Raw genomic sequence first — 16880 nt, 5'->3', positions numbered from 1 at the left:
AGATGGAAGGTGAACAAAATGAGTGAAAATAAAGCATCTGATTTTGTGGTGATTAAAGCCATTGATAATGGTGTAAACGTCATCGGCCTAACAAGAGGCTCTGATACAAGATTTCACCATTCCGAGAAACTCGATAAAGGTGAAGTGATCATTGCACAATTTACTGAGCATACGTCAGCGATCAAAGTAAGAGGCGATGCTGTCATTCAAACAAGCTTCGGCGAAATTCAAAGCGAAGCAAAGAAATAAAGAACTTGTAGCACTTGATAGCATAAAAGTGAGAGCTGATATGGTATAATAAATCTCTATACAATGTGCAGGTCTACATATGAAACTGTAATTTTTGGGACAAGGGTGATATCTTTGCAAGACATCTACGGAATTTTATCTAATCTAAATATAAAATTAAATAAAAAGCTTTCTCATCCTTATTTGGCGAAGCATTTACGCGCACCACTCATCGATGAAGATAAGCTCCTTCTTTTTCATGCAATGTTTGAAGAAGCTCAAATTGATGCAGAGAAAAAAGAAAATTATATTTTAACGGCGATGCTTGTGCAAATTGCCCTTGATACCCATGACGAAGTCACAACTGCTGCAGCCATCAAGCAAGACGAATTCAAAAATCGTCAGCTGACCATCCTGGCAGGAGACTATTTCAGCGGTCTCTATTATTCTCTTCTCTCTGACATGAAAGACATTTATATGATCCGCACGCTCGCTACGGCGATCAAAGAGATCAATGAACATAAAATTAGACTGTATGACCGGTCCATTCAAGATGCAGCGCACTTTTACAAAAGTGTAGCTACAGTTGAATCTGCGCTTTTCCAAAGGATTTCTGAGCATTTTCAATTAACGCATTGGAATGAGATTGCAAGTCGTTTTCTTGTTTATAAACGCTTCATGAAACAAGCAGAAAATGACAAACATTTAAAACTTTTTTTGAACGATCGTTATACGGACGCCTATTCGTGCTTTGACAATTTTGAGAATGAAGGCTATGAAAAGGCCAAACGAACGATCAAGGAGCACCTTGTTTCATCTCCGGTCGTTCAAAAAGAGCTATTAAATCGCTTGGATCATATGAAAAATGAGCCTGCGTACCATCAGAAAGTGGAAGAAGGGTAAGTCATGCAGCAATCAAAAGAACAGCGAGTACACGGTGTATTTGAAAAAATTTATAAAAACTATGATCAAATGAACTCTGTCATCAGCTTTAAACAGCATAAAAAATGGCGCGATAAAACAATGAAACTTATGAATGTGCAAAAAGGGTCTAAAGCATTAGATGTATGCTGCGGGACAGCCGATTGGACAATTGCGCTTGCAGATGCTGTTGGAGAAAAAGGCGAGGTCAAAGGCCTTGATTTCAGTAAAAACATGCTGAGTGTTGGAGAAACGAAGGTGAAGACTGGGGGCTACAAACAAATTGAATTGCTTCATGGCAATGCGATGGAGCTCCCTTTTGAGGACAACTCATTTGATTATGTCACCATCGGTTTTGGACTTAGAAACGTTCCTGATTATTTAACGGTGCTCAAGGAAATGACAAGAGTAGTGAAGCCTGGCGGAATGGTTGTCTGTCTGGAGACTTCACAGCCTGAGATGATCGGCTTTAAACAGGGCTACTACATCTATTTCAAATACATTATGCCGCTCTTTGGTAAACTGTTTGCCAAAAGCTATCAGGAGTATTCATGGCTTCAAGAATCAGCCAAAACGTTCCCTGGCATGAAAGAGCTGGCGGCTCTGTTCGAAGAGGCCGGGTTGTCTGATGTCTCGTATCATCCATTTACAGGCGGTGTAGCAGCAACACATATCGGAAAGAAGCTTTGAATAAACGATATTTGGGTGAAGATAATGAAACTAAAAGCAATGATCTCTTTTTTAAATCATGATATCGATATAATTGAAAAAGAGCTTGAACAAACAGTTCGCTCTGATTATGCATTATTAAGTGAAGCAGGTCTTCATTTGCTGCAAGCGGGCGGAAAACGAATCCGCCCCGTTTTTGTTCTCCTTTCAGGCATGTTTGGTGACTATGACATTAATAAAATTAAATATGTTGCCGTTGCCCTCGAGCTGATTCATATGGCATCACTTGTTCACGATGATGTCATTGATGATGCAGAGCTGAGAAGAGGCAAACCAACGATAAAGGCAAAATGGGATAACAGAATTGCCATGTACACAGGGGATTATATGTTTGCGAGATCACTTGAATACATGACAAAAATCAATCACCCAATGGCACATGAAATTTTGTCAAAAATGGTCGTCGAGCTTTGTCTTGGTGAGATAGAGCAAGTGAAAGATAAATATAATATGGATCAAAACCTCCGTACATATTTAAGAAGAATCAAACGAAAAACAGCCTTGCTCATTGCAGGCAGCTGTCAATTAGGCGCTATTGCAGCAGGTACAGATGAAAAAACACATAAAGCCCTCTATTGGTTTGGATACTATGTCGGCATGTCCTATCAAATCATTGATGATGTCCTTGATTTCACATCAACTGAAGAGGAGCTGGGCAAGCCTGTCGGAGGAGACCTTTTACAAGGGAATGTCACACTCCCAGTCTTATATGCACTGAAAAATCCGACGCTACAAGGTCAATTGAAGCTGATCAATAGTGAAACGACGGAGAAGCAGCTGGAGCCTGTCATTGAAAGCCTCAAACAAACAGATGCGATCGACCGCTCGATTCGAGTGAGTGAAATGTATTTGAAAAAAGCTTTTGAACAGCTCGACAAACTTCCTCGAGGACGTGCGAGAACGTCACTCGCCTCCATTGCAAAATATATTGGGAAACGAAAATTCTAATCAACGTGATGTTGATTGGTTTTTTTGTGAAATTTTTTGTCAAAAATTGATTATTATAAAAAAAAATGATACGATCACTTTGTAACAATGTAAGCCTATACATACATAACGACGGGGTGGAAAACGTATATGGACAAAACATTTCTTATGGTCAAACCTGATGGTGTGGAAAGACAATTAATCGGTGACATTGTGTCAAGATTCGAAAAAAAGGGGCTTCAGCTTGTTGGTGCAAAACTAATGAGTATTCCAAAGGAAGTAGCAGAAACCCATTACGGAGAGCATAAAGAAAAACCGTTTTTCGGGGAATTGGTTGACTTTATTACGTCAGGACCTGTATTTGCAATGGTATGGCAAGGTGAACAGGTAGTAGACGTGACAAGACAGATTATCGGCAAAACAAATCCGAAGGAAGCGCTTCCAGGCACAATAAGAGGAGACTATGGATTGACTGTTGGGAAAAACATTATCCATGGGTCAGACTCACCAGAAAGTGCTGAAAGAGAAATTAACTTATTCTTCAAACAAGAAGAACTCACAAGCTGGGATCAAACCATCTCAAGCTGGATTTATTAAGATTCAAGCCAAGGTGTTCATCTAATGAGCACTTTGGCTTTTTTTATATTGAACTTTCTACACGAAATTTCTCATGAGAAGATACAAATTTTCGATAAAAACAGCTATACTAGGACAAAGATAGATGAGACAGGAGAGGACATTGATGGATCCATATCAAGTATTTGTTGGAAAATGGAAAAAACTAACCGGGGTTGATCTGAATTTATATAAAGAAGCACAAATGAAACGAAGATTAACCTCACTTTATGATAAAAAAGGATATAAAGATTTTGAAGCATTCGCGGCCGCGCTTGAAAAGGACAAAGCATTATTAGATGAGACGATGGACCGCATGACGATAAATGTGTCAGAATTTTACCGAAACTATCAGCGCTGGGAAGTACTTGATCAAAAAATCCTGCCGCTGCTTTCGAAAAATGGCGGCACCTTAAAGATTTGGAGTGCAGCATGTTCGACAGGAGAGGAGCCATATACACTCTCCATGCTGCTGTCAAGCCATCCTCTTGTGAAAGACTTCCAAATTATTGCAACTGATATTGATGATAAAGTTCTGCAGTCAGCTCAAAAAGGCAGATATCATGAACGCTCTCTGCAAGAGGTGCCAGATCATATCAAGCAAAAATATTTCACAAAAGAAGATTCTTCATTTTACACTGTGAAGGATGAGGTTCGAAAGCATATTCAATTTAAGAAGCACAACCTTTTAGCAGATCCATATGAAAAACAGCTTGACCTCATCGTCTGCCGAAATGTACTGATTTACTTTACTGAAGAGGCAAAAGAAGAAATTTACTTAAAAATGAGCAGCAGTTTAAAACAAAATGGCGTATTATTTGTTGGTTCTACAGAGCAAATTTTTCACCCAGAAAAGTTTGGACTGACATCTGCTGATACTTTCTTTTATCAAAAGAAGGGTATGTAGCTGACTTTTTAGTAGCAAGTGTGTTATTATATTTTTACTTAAAAGCGTTAATGCGATGAAGGGAGATTGAGTCATGAGGTACTTAACAGCAGGTGAATCACATGGTCCACAACTGACCACAATTATTGAAGGAGTTCCAGCGGGACTTTACATAGAGCAGGATGACATCAATTATGAATTGGCTAGAAGACAAAAAGGTCATGGCCGCGGAAGAAGAATGCAGATTGAAAAAGACCAGGCGAAAGTGTTAAGTGGTGTTCGCCACGGGAGAACATTAGGTTCCCCAATCGCACTTGTTGTTGAAAACAACGACTGGAAGCATTGGACAAAGGTGATGGGGGCAGAGCCGATCACGGAAGAAGAAGAAAGTGAAATGAAGCGTCAAATCTCCCGTCCAAGACCAGGACATGCGGATTTAAATGGGGCGATCAAATATGGACACCGTGATATGAGAAACGTATTAGAGCGCTCATCAGCCCGCGAGACAACTGTTCGCGTAGCAGCAGGCGCAGTTGCCAAACAAATCTTGGCGCATCTAGGGATTAAAGTAGCTGGCCATGTTCTTGAAATTGGCGGAGTGAAAGCAGCTCATACAGCATATGAGTCTATTGAAGATTTGCAGAAGGTAACAGAAGAATCACCTGTTCGCTGCTATGACAGTGAAGCGGGTCAGAAAATGATGGATGCAATTGATGAAGCGAAGAAAAACGGCGATTCAATTGGCGGAATTGTTGAAGTCATCGTTGAAGGGATGCCGGTTGGGGTTGGCAGCTATGTTCATTACGACCGTAAATTGGACAGCAAGCTTGCTGGCGCTGTACTTAGTATCAACGCTTTTAAAGGGGTTGAATTCGGTATTGGCTTCGAGGCAGCCTCTAAAAATGGCAGTGAGGTCCATGATGAAATTATCTGGGATGAAGAAAAGGGCTATACGAGAAAAACAAATCGCCTAGGTGGTCTTGAAGGCGGAATGTCAACGGGTATGCCAATTGTCGTAAGAGGGGTTATGAAACCAATCCCAACGCTTTATAAGCCGCTTCAAAGCGTTGACATTGAAACAAAAGAACCTTTCTCTGCAAGTATTGAACGATCTGACAGCTGTGCTGTTCCTGCTGCAAGTGTTGTTGCAGAAGCAGTCGTTGCATGGGAAATTGCCAATGCAGTAGTAGAGCAGTTTGGCCTTGACCAAATCGACCGCATTAAAGAAAATGTTGAGAAAATGCGCCAGCTTCAGAGGGAATTTTAATGAAAACACTGGAAGTTAAGACGTCTTCAGCCACTTATCCTGTATTTATCGGTGATGGGATTAAACGCAATATCGTCGACTTGATAACTTCCACTGGGCATTCCTATACGAAGCTCTTAATCGTCACAGATGCAGCTGTTGATGCCATTTATGGTGATGAGATGGTTCGCTTACTTCAGCAGAAGTGGCCTGTGAACAAAGTGGTTGTGCCAAGCGGAGAGCAGTCAAAATCCTTTGCCGAATTTGAGCATATTCATACGAAAGCCATTCAATTTCAGCTTGATCGTTCCTCCTGCATCATTGCACTGGGAGGCGGCGTAATTGGAGATTTGGCTGGCTTTGCTGCTGCCACTTATATGAGAGGCATTGATTTTATCCAAGTGCCGACGACGCTGCTGGCACATGATAGTGCAGTTGGCGGGAAAACAGGGATCAACCATCCGCTCGGTAAAAATTTAATCGGTGCGTTTCATCAGCCGAAAGCTGTGATCTATGATACTAGTATGCTTGAGACACTATCGCAAATTGAACGAAGATCAGGTTTTGCAGAAGTCATCAAACATGCACTGATTTCAAGTGAAGCATTTTTATCAGAACTCATGGCCATTCGTTCTTTGACGGATTTATCAAAAAGCGAGCTGGCACATATGCTGTATCAAGGCATTCAAGTCAAAGCGTCAATCGTTCAAGAAGATGAAAAAGAACAAGGAGTGCGTGCATTTTTGAATTTAGGCCATACACTCGGGCATGCCATTGAAGCAGAGTATGGATATGGCGCCATCACGCACGGAGATGCCATTGCAATCGGCATGCAGTTTGCGCTGTATGTGAGCGAAAAGCAGTTGGGGCTCAGCCTTAATCGTTTGGAACTAAAAGAGTGGATGAAAGAGCTCGGGTTCCCTGTACAAGTCACACAAGATATTTCCACAAAAACTTTTGTTGACCGGATGATTGGAGATAAAAAGGCAAGGGGCGGTAGTGTTCAATTTGTTTTATTAAAACAGGTTGGAGACGTCACCTTGCAGTCTTTCACAAAAGATGAGCTGCACTACTGGCTCGAAGAATGGAAACGGGAGGAGGGATGTCTATGATGTTTCGCGGGATACGTGGGGCTACAACTGTAATAGAAGATACAGAAACAGAAGTGTTAAACAAAACGAAACAGCTGTTAGAAGCGATCATTTCAAGAAACCAAGTAGATCCAGAACGTGTCGTGCAGATCTTGATTTCAGCTACACAAGATATTCACTCCGTTTTTCCGGCAAAAGCACTTCGTCAGTTTGAAGGATGGACATATGTACCAGTTACTTGCATGCAGGAACTGGACATTGATGGCGGTTTAAAGCAATGTATTCGTGTCTTAATGACTGTCCAGACGGATACAAAGCAGGAAGACATACAGCATGTATACTTGGAAGAAGCTGTGACGCTTCGCCCTGATTTACAGTTGACAAAAAACAAGGAATTATAATACGATATGAACAGCCGAAGTTTACACACAGGTGTAAACGGCATTGCAAGCTTAGAGAAGATGAGAATGAGACTAGGGTAGTTGAGATGAGTAGAGTTGAGCAGAGATACGATACTTCTATTTAATCATACTGCCTAAAAGAGCAACCCTCTTTTAGGCTTATTTCGTATACTCATACAAACCCTCTATATGTCCCCTCATTCTCCTTAATCCCATTTAAGGAGTGTGCTTATGAATTCCCAATCAAACCTGACCCAATTTTTAAAGGACAGTGAGTCCTACAAAACGATCCCAATTGTTGAAACCATTACAGTCGATACGCTCTCACCGATTCAAATTGTTGAAAAACTCAAACAAGATATTGTGTATTTGCTAGAAAGCAAAGATGAGTCTTCCAGCTGGTCGAGATATTCCTTTATTGGATTACACCCGTTTTTAACCTTACATGATGACCAAAACAAATACGTTGCACGTAACGCTGCGGGGCAGGAAGTCATGCAAAAGCAAGAGCTGAAAGAACTGCTGGATTGGATGAAAGAGCAATATCAAATCAAAACGCCAGATATTGATATCCCATTTACAGGCGGGGCTGTTGGGTACTTAAGCTACGATCTGATCCCAAACATTGAACCTTCTGTCAGGCCTCACCGCAGCGCATCGCTGGTAGAAAATTGCACATTATTTGTCTGCCAAACGATGATTGCCTTTGATCATGAAACAAATCATGTTCATTTTATCCAATACACTCAGCTGGCCGGACATGAAAGAGAAGACGAAAAAATTCGAGCTTACAAAGAAAATCAAAAACAGCTTGAACAGATGATTCACAAGCTCCATTCAAAGGTTGATATGAAAGAACTGATTTTATCAGGGAATATGAATGAGCCGCCATCCTTTGAACATGTGACGTCAACTTATGAAAAAGCGCAATTTTTAAAAGACGTAGAAAAAATCAAAGAATACATTCGAGCGGGTGACATTTTTCAAGGCGTACTCTCGCAACGATTTGATATCCCTGTATCAGTGAGTTCATTTGAGTTATACCGCGTGCTTCGGATTGTGAATCCATCTCCTTATATGTATTTTATGAAATTAAAAGATCGTGATTTAGTCGGTAGCTCGCCAGAACGATTAATCCATGCCAAAAATGGGCATTTAGAAATTCATCCTATTGCTGGCACAAGAAAACGAGGAACAACAAGAGAAGAGGATGCTGAACTAGCAAGAGAGCTGCTTGAAGATGAAAAGGAAAAAGCCGAGCATTACATGTTAGTGGATCTTGCCAGAAATGATGTAGGCCGTGTGGCAGAATACGGCAGTGTGTCCGTACCAACCTTTACAAAAGTAGTGAACTTCTCTCATGTCATGCACATCATCTCCATTGTGACAGGAAAGCTAAAGCGGGATACACATCCAGTTGATGCGCTCATGTCCGCATTCCCAGCAGGCACATTAACAGGTGCCCCGAAAATAAGAGCGATGCAATTATTAAATGAAATGGAGCCTGAGCCTAGGGAAACGTATGGCGGCTGTATTGCTTATATTGGATTCGACGGCAATATCGACTCTTGTATTACGATTCGTACGATGAGCGTCAAAAATCATACCGCTTCTATACAAGCAGGCGCCGGCATTGTGGCTGATTCTGTCCCAGAAAATGAATGGGAAGAGACTTGTAACAAGGCAGGAGCACTTCTGAAAGCCATTCAGCTTGCGGAACATATTTTCTCAGAAAAGGAGAGTGTGCAGGATGAATCACCGACTATCAGCTCTTGTTAATGGAGGCTTTCTATCAGAAAATGAAGCAAATAAACTCATGCATGATATGATGAGCGGCTTTTTAACAGATGCTGAAGTCGCTGCGAGTCTCTCGATTTTAGCGCATAGAGGAGAAACCGCTGAAGAAATGACGGGTTTTGTGAAAGCCATGCGGCAAAATGCAGCACCAATGGAACAAGCGCTTGATGTTGTAGATACTTGCGGCACAGGAGGCGATGGACTCTCCACCTTTAATATATCAACTGCCGCTGCCATTGTCGCTTCCGCTGCTGGAGCCAAAATCGCCAAACACGGAAATCGATCAGTTTCTTCTAAAAGCGGGAGTGCCGATGTACTAGAATGTCTTGGGATTCATATTCAATCCACACCAGAAGAAACAAGAAGACAAATACAAGAGAAAAACATGGGCTTTTTATTTGCACCATTGTATCATTCATCTATGAAACAAGTAGCCGCAGTCCGCAAGCAGCTCGGCTTCCGGACGGTATTTAATCTCTTAGGCCCGCTTTGCCACCCAATGCAAGCCAAAAAGCAAATCATCGGTGTCTACTCAAAGGAAAAGGCAAAATTAATGGCAGAAGCCCTTGCACCGTTAGAGCCAGAACATGTGCTGTTTGTTTGCGGAGAAGATGGACTGGATGAATTAACGATTACAGCAAATTCATATGTGATTGAACTCAAAAAAGATGTCATGACAGAATATACACTCAATCCAGAAGACTTTGGGCTGCAAAAAGGATATTTATCAGAAATTCAGGTCCAATCACCGGAAGAGAGTGCTAAATTGATTCAGAATATATTGAATCATCAAACAGAAGGGGCGCCGCTTCATATTACAGCCCTGAATGCTGGAGCGGCTTTATATGTCGCAGGGAAGTCAGAAAGCCTCATGGCCGGGACATTAAAAGCGATTGAAACGATTAAAAACGGCGCAGCCAAAGAACAATTGGCTCGTTTAAAACAAAAAACGAGAGAGGAAGAGATCTATGCTTAATCAAATCATTGCCCGCAAAAAAGAACATATTCAAACATTGCAGTTACCAGTAGATGGACACTTTGAAAGACGATCATTTAAAGAAGCACTCATGAATCCTCATCGCTCAATTGGTCTCATTGCGGAGGTGAAAAAAGCGTCTCCTTCCAAAGGAATCATTCAACCGAATTTTGATCCTTTACAAACAGCAAAAGCTTACGAAAAATCAAACGCTGATTGCTTATCTGTTTTAACGGATGAACCGTTCTTTCAAGGGAAAAACGAATACTTATCCCTCATTAAAAAACACGTAGATCGTCCAATTCTAAGAAAAGATTTCATCATTGACTCCATACAGGTAGAAGAGTCAAGACGTATAGGGGCAGATGCCATTTTATTAATTGGAGAAGTACTTGAGCCGCAAAAGCTGCAAGAGCTCTATGCTGAAGCGAAAGAGAAAGGCCTTGATGTCCTTGTCGAAGTACATGCAGCAGATACACTGGAAAATATTTTAAAGTTGTTCACTCCTGAAATCATTGGAGTGAACAACCGGAATTTAAATACATTTACAACAACAGTCGAACAAACAAAAGAGATCGCACCCCTTGTTCCAAACGATGTTTTACTAGTGAGTGAGAGCGGTATTCAAACATTTGATGATCTGGCCTTTGTGAAGAAACATGGAGCGGGTGCAGTTCTTGTAGGAGAATCATTAATGAGAGAACAATCACAAGAAAAAGCCGTTCAGACATTGTTTGGAGAATGAACAGGGTGAAGCCTTATGTAAAATATTGCGGGGCAGTATCACAAGATGATGTGGAATGTATTGCGCAATCTCACGCAGATGCCATTGGATTTATTTTTGCTCCAAGTAAAAGACAAGTCCAGCCAGATCAAGTGAAACAATGGCTCATCCAAACAAAGTGTGAGAAAAAAATTGCTGGTGTATTTGTAAATGAAAAGATCGAAAAAGTGTGTGAGATCACAAAACATATACCTTTAGATATCGTACAGCTTCATGGAGATGAAACGCAGGATGACGCTAAAGAAATCAAACAACAAACAGGGGCTGTCGTTTGGAAAGTGTTCCACCACGAATCCAATATCACAAACACGCTTGAAAAAATGACGGTATTTGCGCCTGTTGTCGATGGCTTCCTCATTGATGCGAAAGTAAAAGGGATGAGAGGCGGCTCTGGAACAGCTTTTGCTTGGGAGGCGGTGCCTGCATACGTTCAGCATGCAAAACGGCTGGAGAAAACTTGCATAATTGCAGGCGGCATCACACCAGAAACGATAGCAGAGCTCCTTGCCTATGGTCCAGAAGCGATCGATCTTTCAAGCGGAATAGAAGAAAACGGAAAGAAAAGCAGCGCTAAGATCGAAGCGCTCGAAGAAAGGATGTTAAATGATGTACGCATATCCAAATGAGATTGGCAGATACGGAGAATTCGGAGGGAAATTTGTCCCGGAAACGCTCATGCAGCCACTTGCAGAAATCGAGCAGGCATTTCGTGAATTAAAAGAAGACCCTGCTTTTCAAGCAGAATATGTATCACTACTTCGAAACTATTCAGGCAGACCAACTGCGCTTACATATGCTGACCAATTATCAGCATACCTCGGCGGCGCAAAAATCTATTTAAAAAGAGAAGATTTAAATCACACAGGTGCTCATAAAATTAACAATGCGCTTGGGCAGGCCCTGCTTGCGAAAAAAATGGGGAAATCAAACATCATCGCAGAAACAGGCGCAGGCCAGCACGGAGTAGCTGCTGCAACGGTGGCCGCTAAGTTCGGGTTATCCTGCACGGTATTTATGGGAAAAGAAGATGTGGAAAGACAATCACTCAATGTCTTCCGAATGAAACTGCTTGGCGCTGAAGTCATACCTGTCACAAGCGGAAATGGCACACTAAAAGATGCAACTAACGAAGCCATCCGCTATTGGGTTCAGCACTGCAGTGATCATTTTTATATGATTGGCTCCGTTGTAGGCCCTCATCCGTATCCTCAAATCGTCAGCGAGTTCCAGCGCATGATTGGTGATGAAGCAAAAGAGCAGCTGCTTGAAAAAGAAGGAAGGCTTCCTCATAAAGTCATTGCCTGTGTTGGCGGCGGAAGTAATGCCATTGGAATGTACCGGGCATTTTTAGATGAAGAAGTAGATATCATTGGTGTAGAGGCAGCTGGAAAAGGAATCGATACGCCGCTCCATGCTGCAACCATCACGAAAGGAACCAAAGGTGTGATCCACGGGTCTTTGACCTATTTAATCCAAGACGAATTTGGCCAAATTATTGAGCCATATTCTATCTCCGCTGGTTTAGATTATCCGGGAATTGGACCAGAACACGCATATTTACATGCGAGCGGGAGGGTTCAATATGTGAGTGCGACAGATCAAGAAGCACTAGATGCACTAAAGCTGCTGACTGAAAAAGAAGGAATTCTGCCAGCAATTGAATCTGCACATGCGCTAGCCAAAGCATTTGAGGTAAGCAAGACGATGAATGAAGACGAAATCGTCCTTGTCTGCCTTTCAGGAAGAGGCGATAAGGATGTGCATACATTAATGAACGTGCTCGAAAGTGAGGGGAAAACAAAATGATTAGATTTCAATTAGAGCAAGGCGAAAAATTATTTATCCCATTTATCACAGCTGGAGATCCGTCAGAAGACATTACGATTGATTTAGCTATCTCCCTTCAAGCAGCCGGTGCACATGCGATTGAACTCGGTGTTCCTTATTCCGATCCATTAGCAGACGGTCCTGTCATTCAAAGAGCCTCCAAAAGAGCTCTAAATCATGGCATGAATATCGTAAAAGCGATAGAATTAGCAGGGAAGATGAAAAAAAACGGTGTAAAAATTCCTGTAATTCTATTTACGTATTATAATCCTGTGTTACAATTAGACACAGAATACTTTTTCGCTTTACTGCGCAAAAATCATATTTCGGGACTCTTAACACCCGACTTGCCGTTTGAAGAGAGCAGCGAGCTGCAAAAGAACTGTCAAACACATGACATTTCATATATTTCACTCGTTGCACCAACAAGCAAGGAACGATTAGTAAACATTGTAGAGCAGGCAGAAGGTTTTGTGTATTGTGTTTCATCTCTTGGTGTAACAGGTGTCAGACAATCCTTTGACGCGTCAATTACAGATTTTATTCAACAAGTGAAACAGCTGAGTCACATACCGGTTGCGGTCGGTTTTGGAATCTCAACAAGAGAGCAGGTAGATTCAATGAATAAACTGAGTGACGGTGTTGTTGTCGGAAGTGTACTTGTGAAAAAAATTGAAGAGCTTCAAGAACAATTGCTGGCAAGTGATACACGTCAAGAGGCTTTAAGAGAATTTGAAACATATGCAAAAACATTTAGTCCCCTCTATTCATTCAAATGAGGTGAAACATTTTGCAAATCAAAGATCAATTAAAACAGCTAAAACCGTATCAACCTGGGAAACCAATTGAAGAGGTCAAAAAAGAATATCAATTAGACAAAATTGTGAAATTGGCTTCAAATGAAAACCCTTTTGGATGTTCTGTACATGCAAGAGAGGCAATACAAGCTGAGCTCGAACATTTAGCGATTTATCCTGATGGATACAGCGCAAGTTTAAGAACGGAGCTTGCTGAGTTTCTTCAAGTAAGTGAAAAGCAATTAATTTTCGGGAATGGCTCAGATGAACTTGTGCAAATTATTGCGAGAGCTTTCCTTGACCAACATACAAATACCGTCATCCCATCTCCATCTTTTCCGCAATACCGTCACAATGCAGTGATTGAACATGCTGAAATTCGAGAAGTGCCTCTTTTAGAAGGAGGAGCTCACGATCTGAAGGGCATGCTGGATGCGATCGATGAAAACACGAAGGTTGTCTGGGTATGTAATCCAAATAACCCGACAGGAAATCATTTGTCAGAATCTGAGATTGTGGCGTTTTTAGACGAAGTGCCAGCTCACGTGCTTGTTGTTCTAGATGAAGCGTATTTTGAATACGTTCGTGCGGAAGATTTTCCAAACAGTTTATCTTTATTACACAATTATCAAAATGTCATTGTACTTCGAACGTTTTCTAAAGCATATGGACTTGCAGCGCTTCGAGTAGGCTACGGAATTGCATCAGAAGAGCTGATTACTGCCATTGAACCAGCGAGAGAGCCGTTTAATACCAGCCGTATCGCTCAGGCAGCTGCTCGTGCAGCGATCAAAGATCAAGATTTCATACAATCATGCAGACAGAAAAACGAAGCAGGTCTCAAGCAATATCAAGATTTTGCAGACCGTTTTGGACTATATATCTATCCATCTCAAACAAACTTTGTGCTGATTGATTTTAAAAGAGATGCAGATGAATTGTTCAATGCATTATTGAAAAAAGGTTACATTGTTCGTTCCGGGAAAGCACTTGGTTTTCCGACTTCTTTACGTATTACCGTCGGAACAAAAGAGCAAAATGAAGACATTCTAAGTACACTTGCCGATTTACTGCAAGGCATTCGTGCGTAGCATAACCATAAAGTCATATCCTAAGGCAGGATATGGCTTTCATTGTACCAACCTCAATACATATAAGCTGTTGAAATAAGTTGTTTAATTTTCGCGAAAAATCAGGTGATGAATATGAATGATGCAAACGAAACAATATTAATCGCTGGACTCGGTTTAATTGGGGGATCCATTGCACTCTCGATTAAAAAAGAGTATCCTCATAAAAAAATTGTAGGATTTGATGTTTCCAAAGAGCAAATGGTTGCTGCAACAAAGCTGGGAATTATTGATGCAACAGCTGATTCGTTTCTGGCTGGTTTAGAAGAATCTTCGACCATTATTTTGGCAACACCTGTCCAGCAAACAGTAAAGATGCTTAGTGATATTGCAGACTCTGGAATTGAAAGAGAGCTCACAATTACTGATGTCGGCAGCACAAAGCAAAAGGTTGTCCATTTTGCTGAAAAAGCGCTACCTGAGCAGTACCAATTTATTGGTGGACATCCAATGGCAGGATCTCATAAGTCAGGTGTTATTGCAGCAAAAGACTTTTTATTTGAAAATGCGTTCTACATTTTAACGCCTGCAAAGGAAACAAACCGCCAAGCTGTTGATCGGTTGATGGATTTGCTAAAGGGGACAAATGCTCATTTCATAGAGATGACACCAGAAGAACATGATGCTGTGACGAGTGTAATTAGCCATTTTCCTCATATTGTTGCAGCCAGCCTTGTGCATCAAGCACATCATTTTGAAGAACAATTCCCACTTGTTAAACGGTTTGCTGCTGGAGGCTTTCGTGATATCACACGAATTGCTTCAAGCAATCCTGCAATGTGGCGGGATATCCTGCTGCACAATAAACACAAGATTTTAGACCGTTTTCATGAATGGAAAAAAGAGATTAACCGCATTGAAACCTTCGTAGAGCAAGAAGATGCTGAAGGATTGTTCTCTTATTTTCAAGATGCAAAGGAATATCGTGATGGACTGCCTCTAAGGAAAAAAGGTGCCATTCCTGCTTTTTATGATCTGTATGTCGATGTTCCGGATCACCCTGGGGTCATATCGGAGATTACAGGGCATCTAGCAAGTGAAAACATTAGTATTACAAATATCCGTATTATTGAGACGCGGGAAGACATTAATGGGATTTTACGCATTAGTTTTCAAACAGACGACGACCGCAAGCGTGCAGAAATCTGTATAAAAAATAGAGCGAATTACGATACATTTTATGCTGACTGAGGTGACAAACATGAAAATTCATAAAAATGCTCCTATGAATGGAGAAATTCATATCCCAGGTGATAAATCTATTTCACATAGATCAGTGATGTTTGGTGCAATTGCTGAAGGGACCACAGTAGTGAAAAACTTTCTTCCTGGAGCTGACTGTTTAAGTACGATTGATTGCTTTAGAAAGATGGGCGTTGAAATTGAACAAAAAGGGACAGATGTTGTCATTCATGGTAAAGGACTGAAAGAGCTCAAGGAGCCGTCTGACATTCTTGATGTTGGCAATTCTGGTACAACCATTCGATTAATGATGGGAATATTAGCTGGTTGTGAGTTTCACAGTACACTAATTGGTGATGAGAGTATTGCCAAAAGACCAATGAAACGTGTGACGGGTCCGCTGAAACAACTAGGAGCCAAAATAGACGGCAGAGCAAATGGCGAGTATACACCACTGTCTATTCGTGGCGGTCATTTAAAAGGCATAACTTATGAGTCTCCGGTGGCAAGTGCACAAATTAAGTCGGCTGTCCTTTTAGCTGGGCTGCAAGCAGAGGGTACAACAACATTAACTGAACCACATAAATCAAGAGATCATACAGAAAGAATGCTCTCTATGTTTGGTGTAAAACTAGATGAAGATGAACAAAGTGTTTCCATTGAAGGCGGCCAGACATTAACAGCAACCGATATATTTGTTCCTGGAGACATCTCTTCAGCTGCATTTTTCCTTGTAGCTGGATCAATCGTTCCTAACAGCCGGATTGTCTTAAAAAATGTCGGGCTAAACAAAACAAGAACAGGTATTATTGATGTGCTGAAACTTATGGGTGCAAACCTTGAGATCAATGAAGTAGAAGCCAAAGGCGGAGAACCGTATGGTGATTTAACGATTTCTACTTCATCATTAAAAGGGATTGAAATTTCTGGTGACATGATTTCAAGACTCATCGATGAAATTCCGATTATTGCGCTTCTTGCGACCCAAGCAGAAGGAACAACGATCATTAAAGATGCTGCTGAGTTAAAAGTTAAAGAAACCAATCGAATTGATACAGTCGTATCAGAACTTAAAAAACTCGGTGCTGATATTGAAGCAACAGATGATGGTATGAAAATTCATGGTAAAACAACGCTTCAAGGCGGCGCAGTCGTCTCAAGCTACGGAGATCACCGTATCGGTATGATGCTGGGAATTGCCGCATGTGTGACAAAGCAAGCAATTGAGATTGAAGATACAGATGCTGTTCGTGTCTCATACCCGAATTTCTTTGAACACATTGAATATTTAACGAAAACAGTCTGAGGAGGTCCTCAGGCTTTTTCTTTCCTTTTGCATATTT

The 16880-nt window shown here is 41.3% G+C and carries 18 protein-coding genes; all 18 read left to right on the top strand.

Annotation, left to right across the window (positions count from 1 at the left end):
• The first annotated feature begins 18 nt into the window (after positions 1-18).
• The 18 genes from mtrB (at position 19) to aroA (ending at position 16843) form a co-directional block, all read left to right on the top strand.
• Positions 19-249, top strand: coding sequence for a trp RNA-binding attenuation protein MtrB (mtrB, locus tag MHB67_RS10390; RefSeq protein ID WP_008344541.1), 231 nt, complete (start codon positions 19-21; stop codon positions 247-249).
• A 114-nt stretch (positions 250-363) separates the two neighbouring features.
• The gene (locus MHB67_RS10385; RefSeq protein ID WP_024422811.1) at positions 364-1131 is read left to right on the top strand and encodes a heptaprenyl diphosphate synthase component 1; all 768 of its coding nucleotides are present in this window, start codon (positions 364-366) and stop codon (positions 1129-1131) included.
• A gap of 3 nt (positions 1132-1134) precedes the next feature.
• On the top strand, positions 1135-1839 hold the full coding sequence (locus tag MHB67_RS10380) for a demethylmenaquinone methyltransferase (RefSeq protein WP_024422810.1): 705 nt from the start codon (positions 1135-1137) through the stop codon (positions 1837-1839).
• A gap of 24 nt (positions 1840-1863) precedes the next feature.
• Positions 1864-2826, top strand: a complete 963-nt coding sequence (gene hepT / locus MHB67_RS10375; protein ID WP_044333210.1) for a heptaprenyl diphosphate synthase component II — start codon at positions 1864-1866, stop codon at positions 2824-2826.
• 129 nt (positions 2827-2955) lie between these two features.
• Positions 2956-3402, top strand: coding sequence for a nucleoside-diphosphate kinase (ndk, locus tag MHB67_RS10370; RefSeq protein WP_024422808.1), 447 nt, complete (start codon positions 2956-2958; stop codon positions 3400-3402).
• A gap of 145 nt (positions 3403-3547) precedes the next feature.
• Positions 3548-4327: a protein-glutamate O-methyltransferase CheR gene (locus MHB67_RS10365; RefSeq protein ID WP_024428089.1), complete on the top strand. Its 780-nt coding sequence runs from the start codon at positions 3548-3550 to the stop codon at positions 4325-4327.
• Positions 4328-4400: 73 nt separating this feature from the next.
• Positions 4401-5573 (top strand): chorismate synthase, encoded by a 1173-nt coding sequence (gene aroC, locus MHB67_RS10360; protein ID WP_024422806.1) that lies wholly within the window; start codon positions 4401-4403, stop codon positions 5571-5573.
• A complete protein-coding gene (gene aroB, locus MHB67_RS10355) occupies positions 5573-6664 on the top strand; it encodes a 3-dehydroquinate synthase (RefSeq protein ID WP_133744150.1) in 1092 nt (363 codons plus the stop codon). The genes aroC and aroB overlap by 1 nt, the downstream gene beginning before the upstream one ends.
• The gene (gene aroH, locus MHB67_RS10350; protein ID WP_024422804.1) at positions 6661-7044 is read left to right on the top strand and encodes a chorismate mutase; all 384 of its coding nucleotides are present in this window, start codon (positions 6661-6663) and stop codon (positions 7042-7044) included. The genes aroB and aroH overlap by 4 nt, the downstream gene beginning before the upstream one ends.
• Before the next feature lie 231 nt (positions 7045-7275).
• Positions 7276-8823, top strand: coding sequence for an anthranilate synthase component I (gene trpE / locus MHB67_RS10345; protein WP_133744149.1), 1548 nt, complete (start codon positions 7276-7278; stop codon positions 8821-8823).
• Positions 8795-9817: an anthranilate phosphoribosyltransferase gene (gene trpD, locus MHB67_RS10340; RefSeq protein ID WP_133744148.1), complete on the top strand. Its 1023-nt coding sequence runs from the start codon at positions 8795-8797 to the stop codon at positions 9815-9817. The genes trpE and trpD overlap by 29 nt, the downstream gene beginning before the upstream one ends.
• On the top strand, positions 9810-10562 hold the full coding sequence (gene trpC / locus MHB67_RS10335) for an indole-3-glycerol phosphate synthase TrpC (protein WP_073206099.1): 753 nt from the start codon (positions 9810-9812) through the stop codon (positions 10560-10562). Before trpD ends, trpC begins: the two co-directional genes overlap by 8 nt.
• The gene (locus MHB67_RS10330; protein ID WP_133744147.1) at positions 10559-11227 is read left to right on the top strand and encodes a phosphoribosylanthranilate isomerase; all 669 of its coding nucleotides are present in this window, start codon (positions 10559-10561) and stop codon (positions 11225-11227) included. Before trpC ends, MHB67_RS10330 begins: the two co-directional genes overlap by 4 nt.
• Entirely contained in the window at positions 11208-12407 is a 1200-nt protein-coding gene (gene trpB, locus MHB67_RS10325; protein WP_122631040.1) for a tryptophan synthase subunit beta, read from the top strand. Before MHB67_RS10330 ends, trpB begins: the two co-directional genes overlap by 20 nt.
• Positions 12404-13207 (top strand): tryptophan synthase subunit alpha, encoded by an 804-nt coding sequence (gene trpA, locus MHB67_RS10320; RefSeq protein ID WP_342492509.1) that lies wholly within the window; start codon positions 12404-12406, stop codon positions 13205-13207. Before trpB ends, trpA begins: the two co-directional genes overlap by 4 nt.
• An 11-nt stretch (positions 13208-13218) precedes the next feature.
• Positions 13219-14316, top strand: a complete 1098-nt coding sequence (hisC, locus tag MHB67_RS10315) for a histidinol-phosphate transaminase (RefSeq protein ID WP_024422797.1) — start codon at positions 13219-13221, stop codon at positions 14314-14316.
• Positions 14317-14430: 114 nt separating this feature from the next.
• The gene (locus MHB67_RS10310; protein ID WP_024422796.1) at positions 14431-15546 is read left to right on the top strand and encodes a prephenate dehydrogenase; all 1116 of its coding nucleotides are present in this window, start codon (positions 14431-14433) and stop codon (positions 15544-15546) included.
• 10 nt (positions 15547-15556) lie between these two features.
• Positions 15557-16843, top strand: coding sequence for a 3-phosphoshikimate 1-carboxyvinyltransferase (gene aroA / locus MHB67_RS10305; protein ID WP_073206090.1), 1287 nt, complete (start codon positions 15557-15559; stop codon positions 16841-16843).
• The last annotated feature ends 37 nt before the right edge of the window (positions 16844-16880 follow it).

It is taken from the genome of Bacillus sp. FSL H8-0516 (genome assembly GCF_038635285.1).
Lineage (GTDB): Bacteria > Bacillota > Bacilli > Bacillales > Bacillaceae > Bacillus > Bacillus safensis.
The sequence above is the reverse complement of the archived record's forward strand: the minus strand, read 5'-3'. Positions and strand labels throughout refer to the sequence as shown.

Coding starts and splice junctions, on each gene's coding strand:
- mtrB (WP_008344541.1), top strand. CDS start 19: ATGAGTGAAAATAAAGCATCTGATTTTGTGGTGATTAAAGCCATTGAT.
- MHB67_RS10380 (WP_024422810.1), top strand. CDS start 1,135: ATGCAGCAATCAAAAGAACAGCGAGTACACGGTGTATTTGAAAAAATT.
- hepT (WP_044333210.1), top strand. CDS start 1,864: ATGAAACTAAAAGCAATGATCTCTTTTTTAAATCATGATATCGATATA.
- ndk (WP_024422808.1), top strand. CDS start 2,956: ATGGACAAAACATTTCTTATGGTCAAACCTGATGGTGTGGAAAGACAA.
- MHB67_RS10365 (WP_024428089.1), top strand. CDS start 3,548: ATGGATCCATATCAAGTATTTGTTGGAAAATGGAAAAAACTAACCGGG.
- aroC (WP_024422806.1), top strand. CDS start 4,401: ATGAGGTACTTAACAGCAGGTGAATCACATGGTCCACAACTGACCACA.
- aroB (WP_133744150.1), top strand. CDS start 5,573: ATGAAAACACTGGAAGTTAAGACGTCTTCAGCCACTTATCCTGTATTT.
- aroH (WP_024422804.1), top strand. CDS start 6,661: ATGATGTTTCGCGGGATACGTGGGGCTACAACTGTAATAGAAGATACA.
- trpE (WP_133744149.1), top strand. CDS start 7,276: ATGAATTCCCAATCAAACCTGACCCAATTTTTAAAGGACAGTGAGTCC.
- trpD (WP_133744148.1), top strand. CDS start 8,795: ATGAATCACCGACTATCAGCTCTTGTTAATGGAGGCTTTCTATCAGAA.
- trpC (WP_073206099.1), top strand. CDS start 9,810: ATGCTTAATCAAATCATTGCCCGCAAAAAAGAACATATTCAAACATTG.
- MHB67_RS10330 (WP_133744147.1), top strand. CDS start 10,559: ATGAACAGGGTGAAGCCTTATGTAAAATATTGCGGGGCAGTATCACAA.
- trpB (WP_122631040.1), top strand. CDS start 11,208: ATGTACGCATATCCAAATGAGATTGGCAGATACGGAGAATTCGGAGGG.
- trpA (WP_342492509.1), top strand. CDS start 12,404: ATGATTAGATTTCAATTAGAGCAAGGCGAAAAATTATTTATCCCATTT.
- MHB67_RS10310 (WP_024422796.1), top strand. CDS start 14,431: ATGAATGATGCAAACGAAACAATATTAATCGCTGGACTCGGTTTAATT.
- aroA (WP_073206090.1), top strand. CDS start 15,557: ATGAAAATTCATAAAAATGCTCCTATGAATGGAGAAATTCATATCCCA.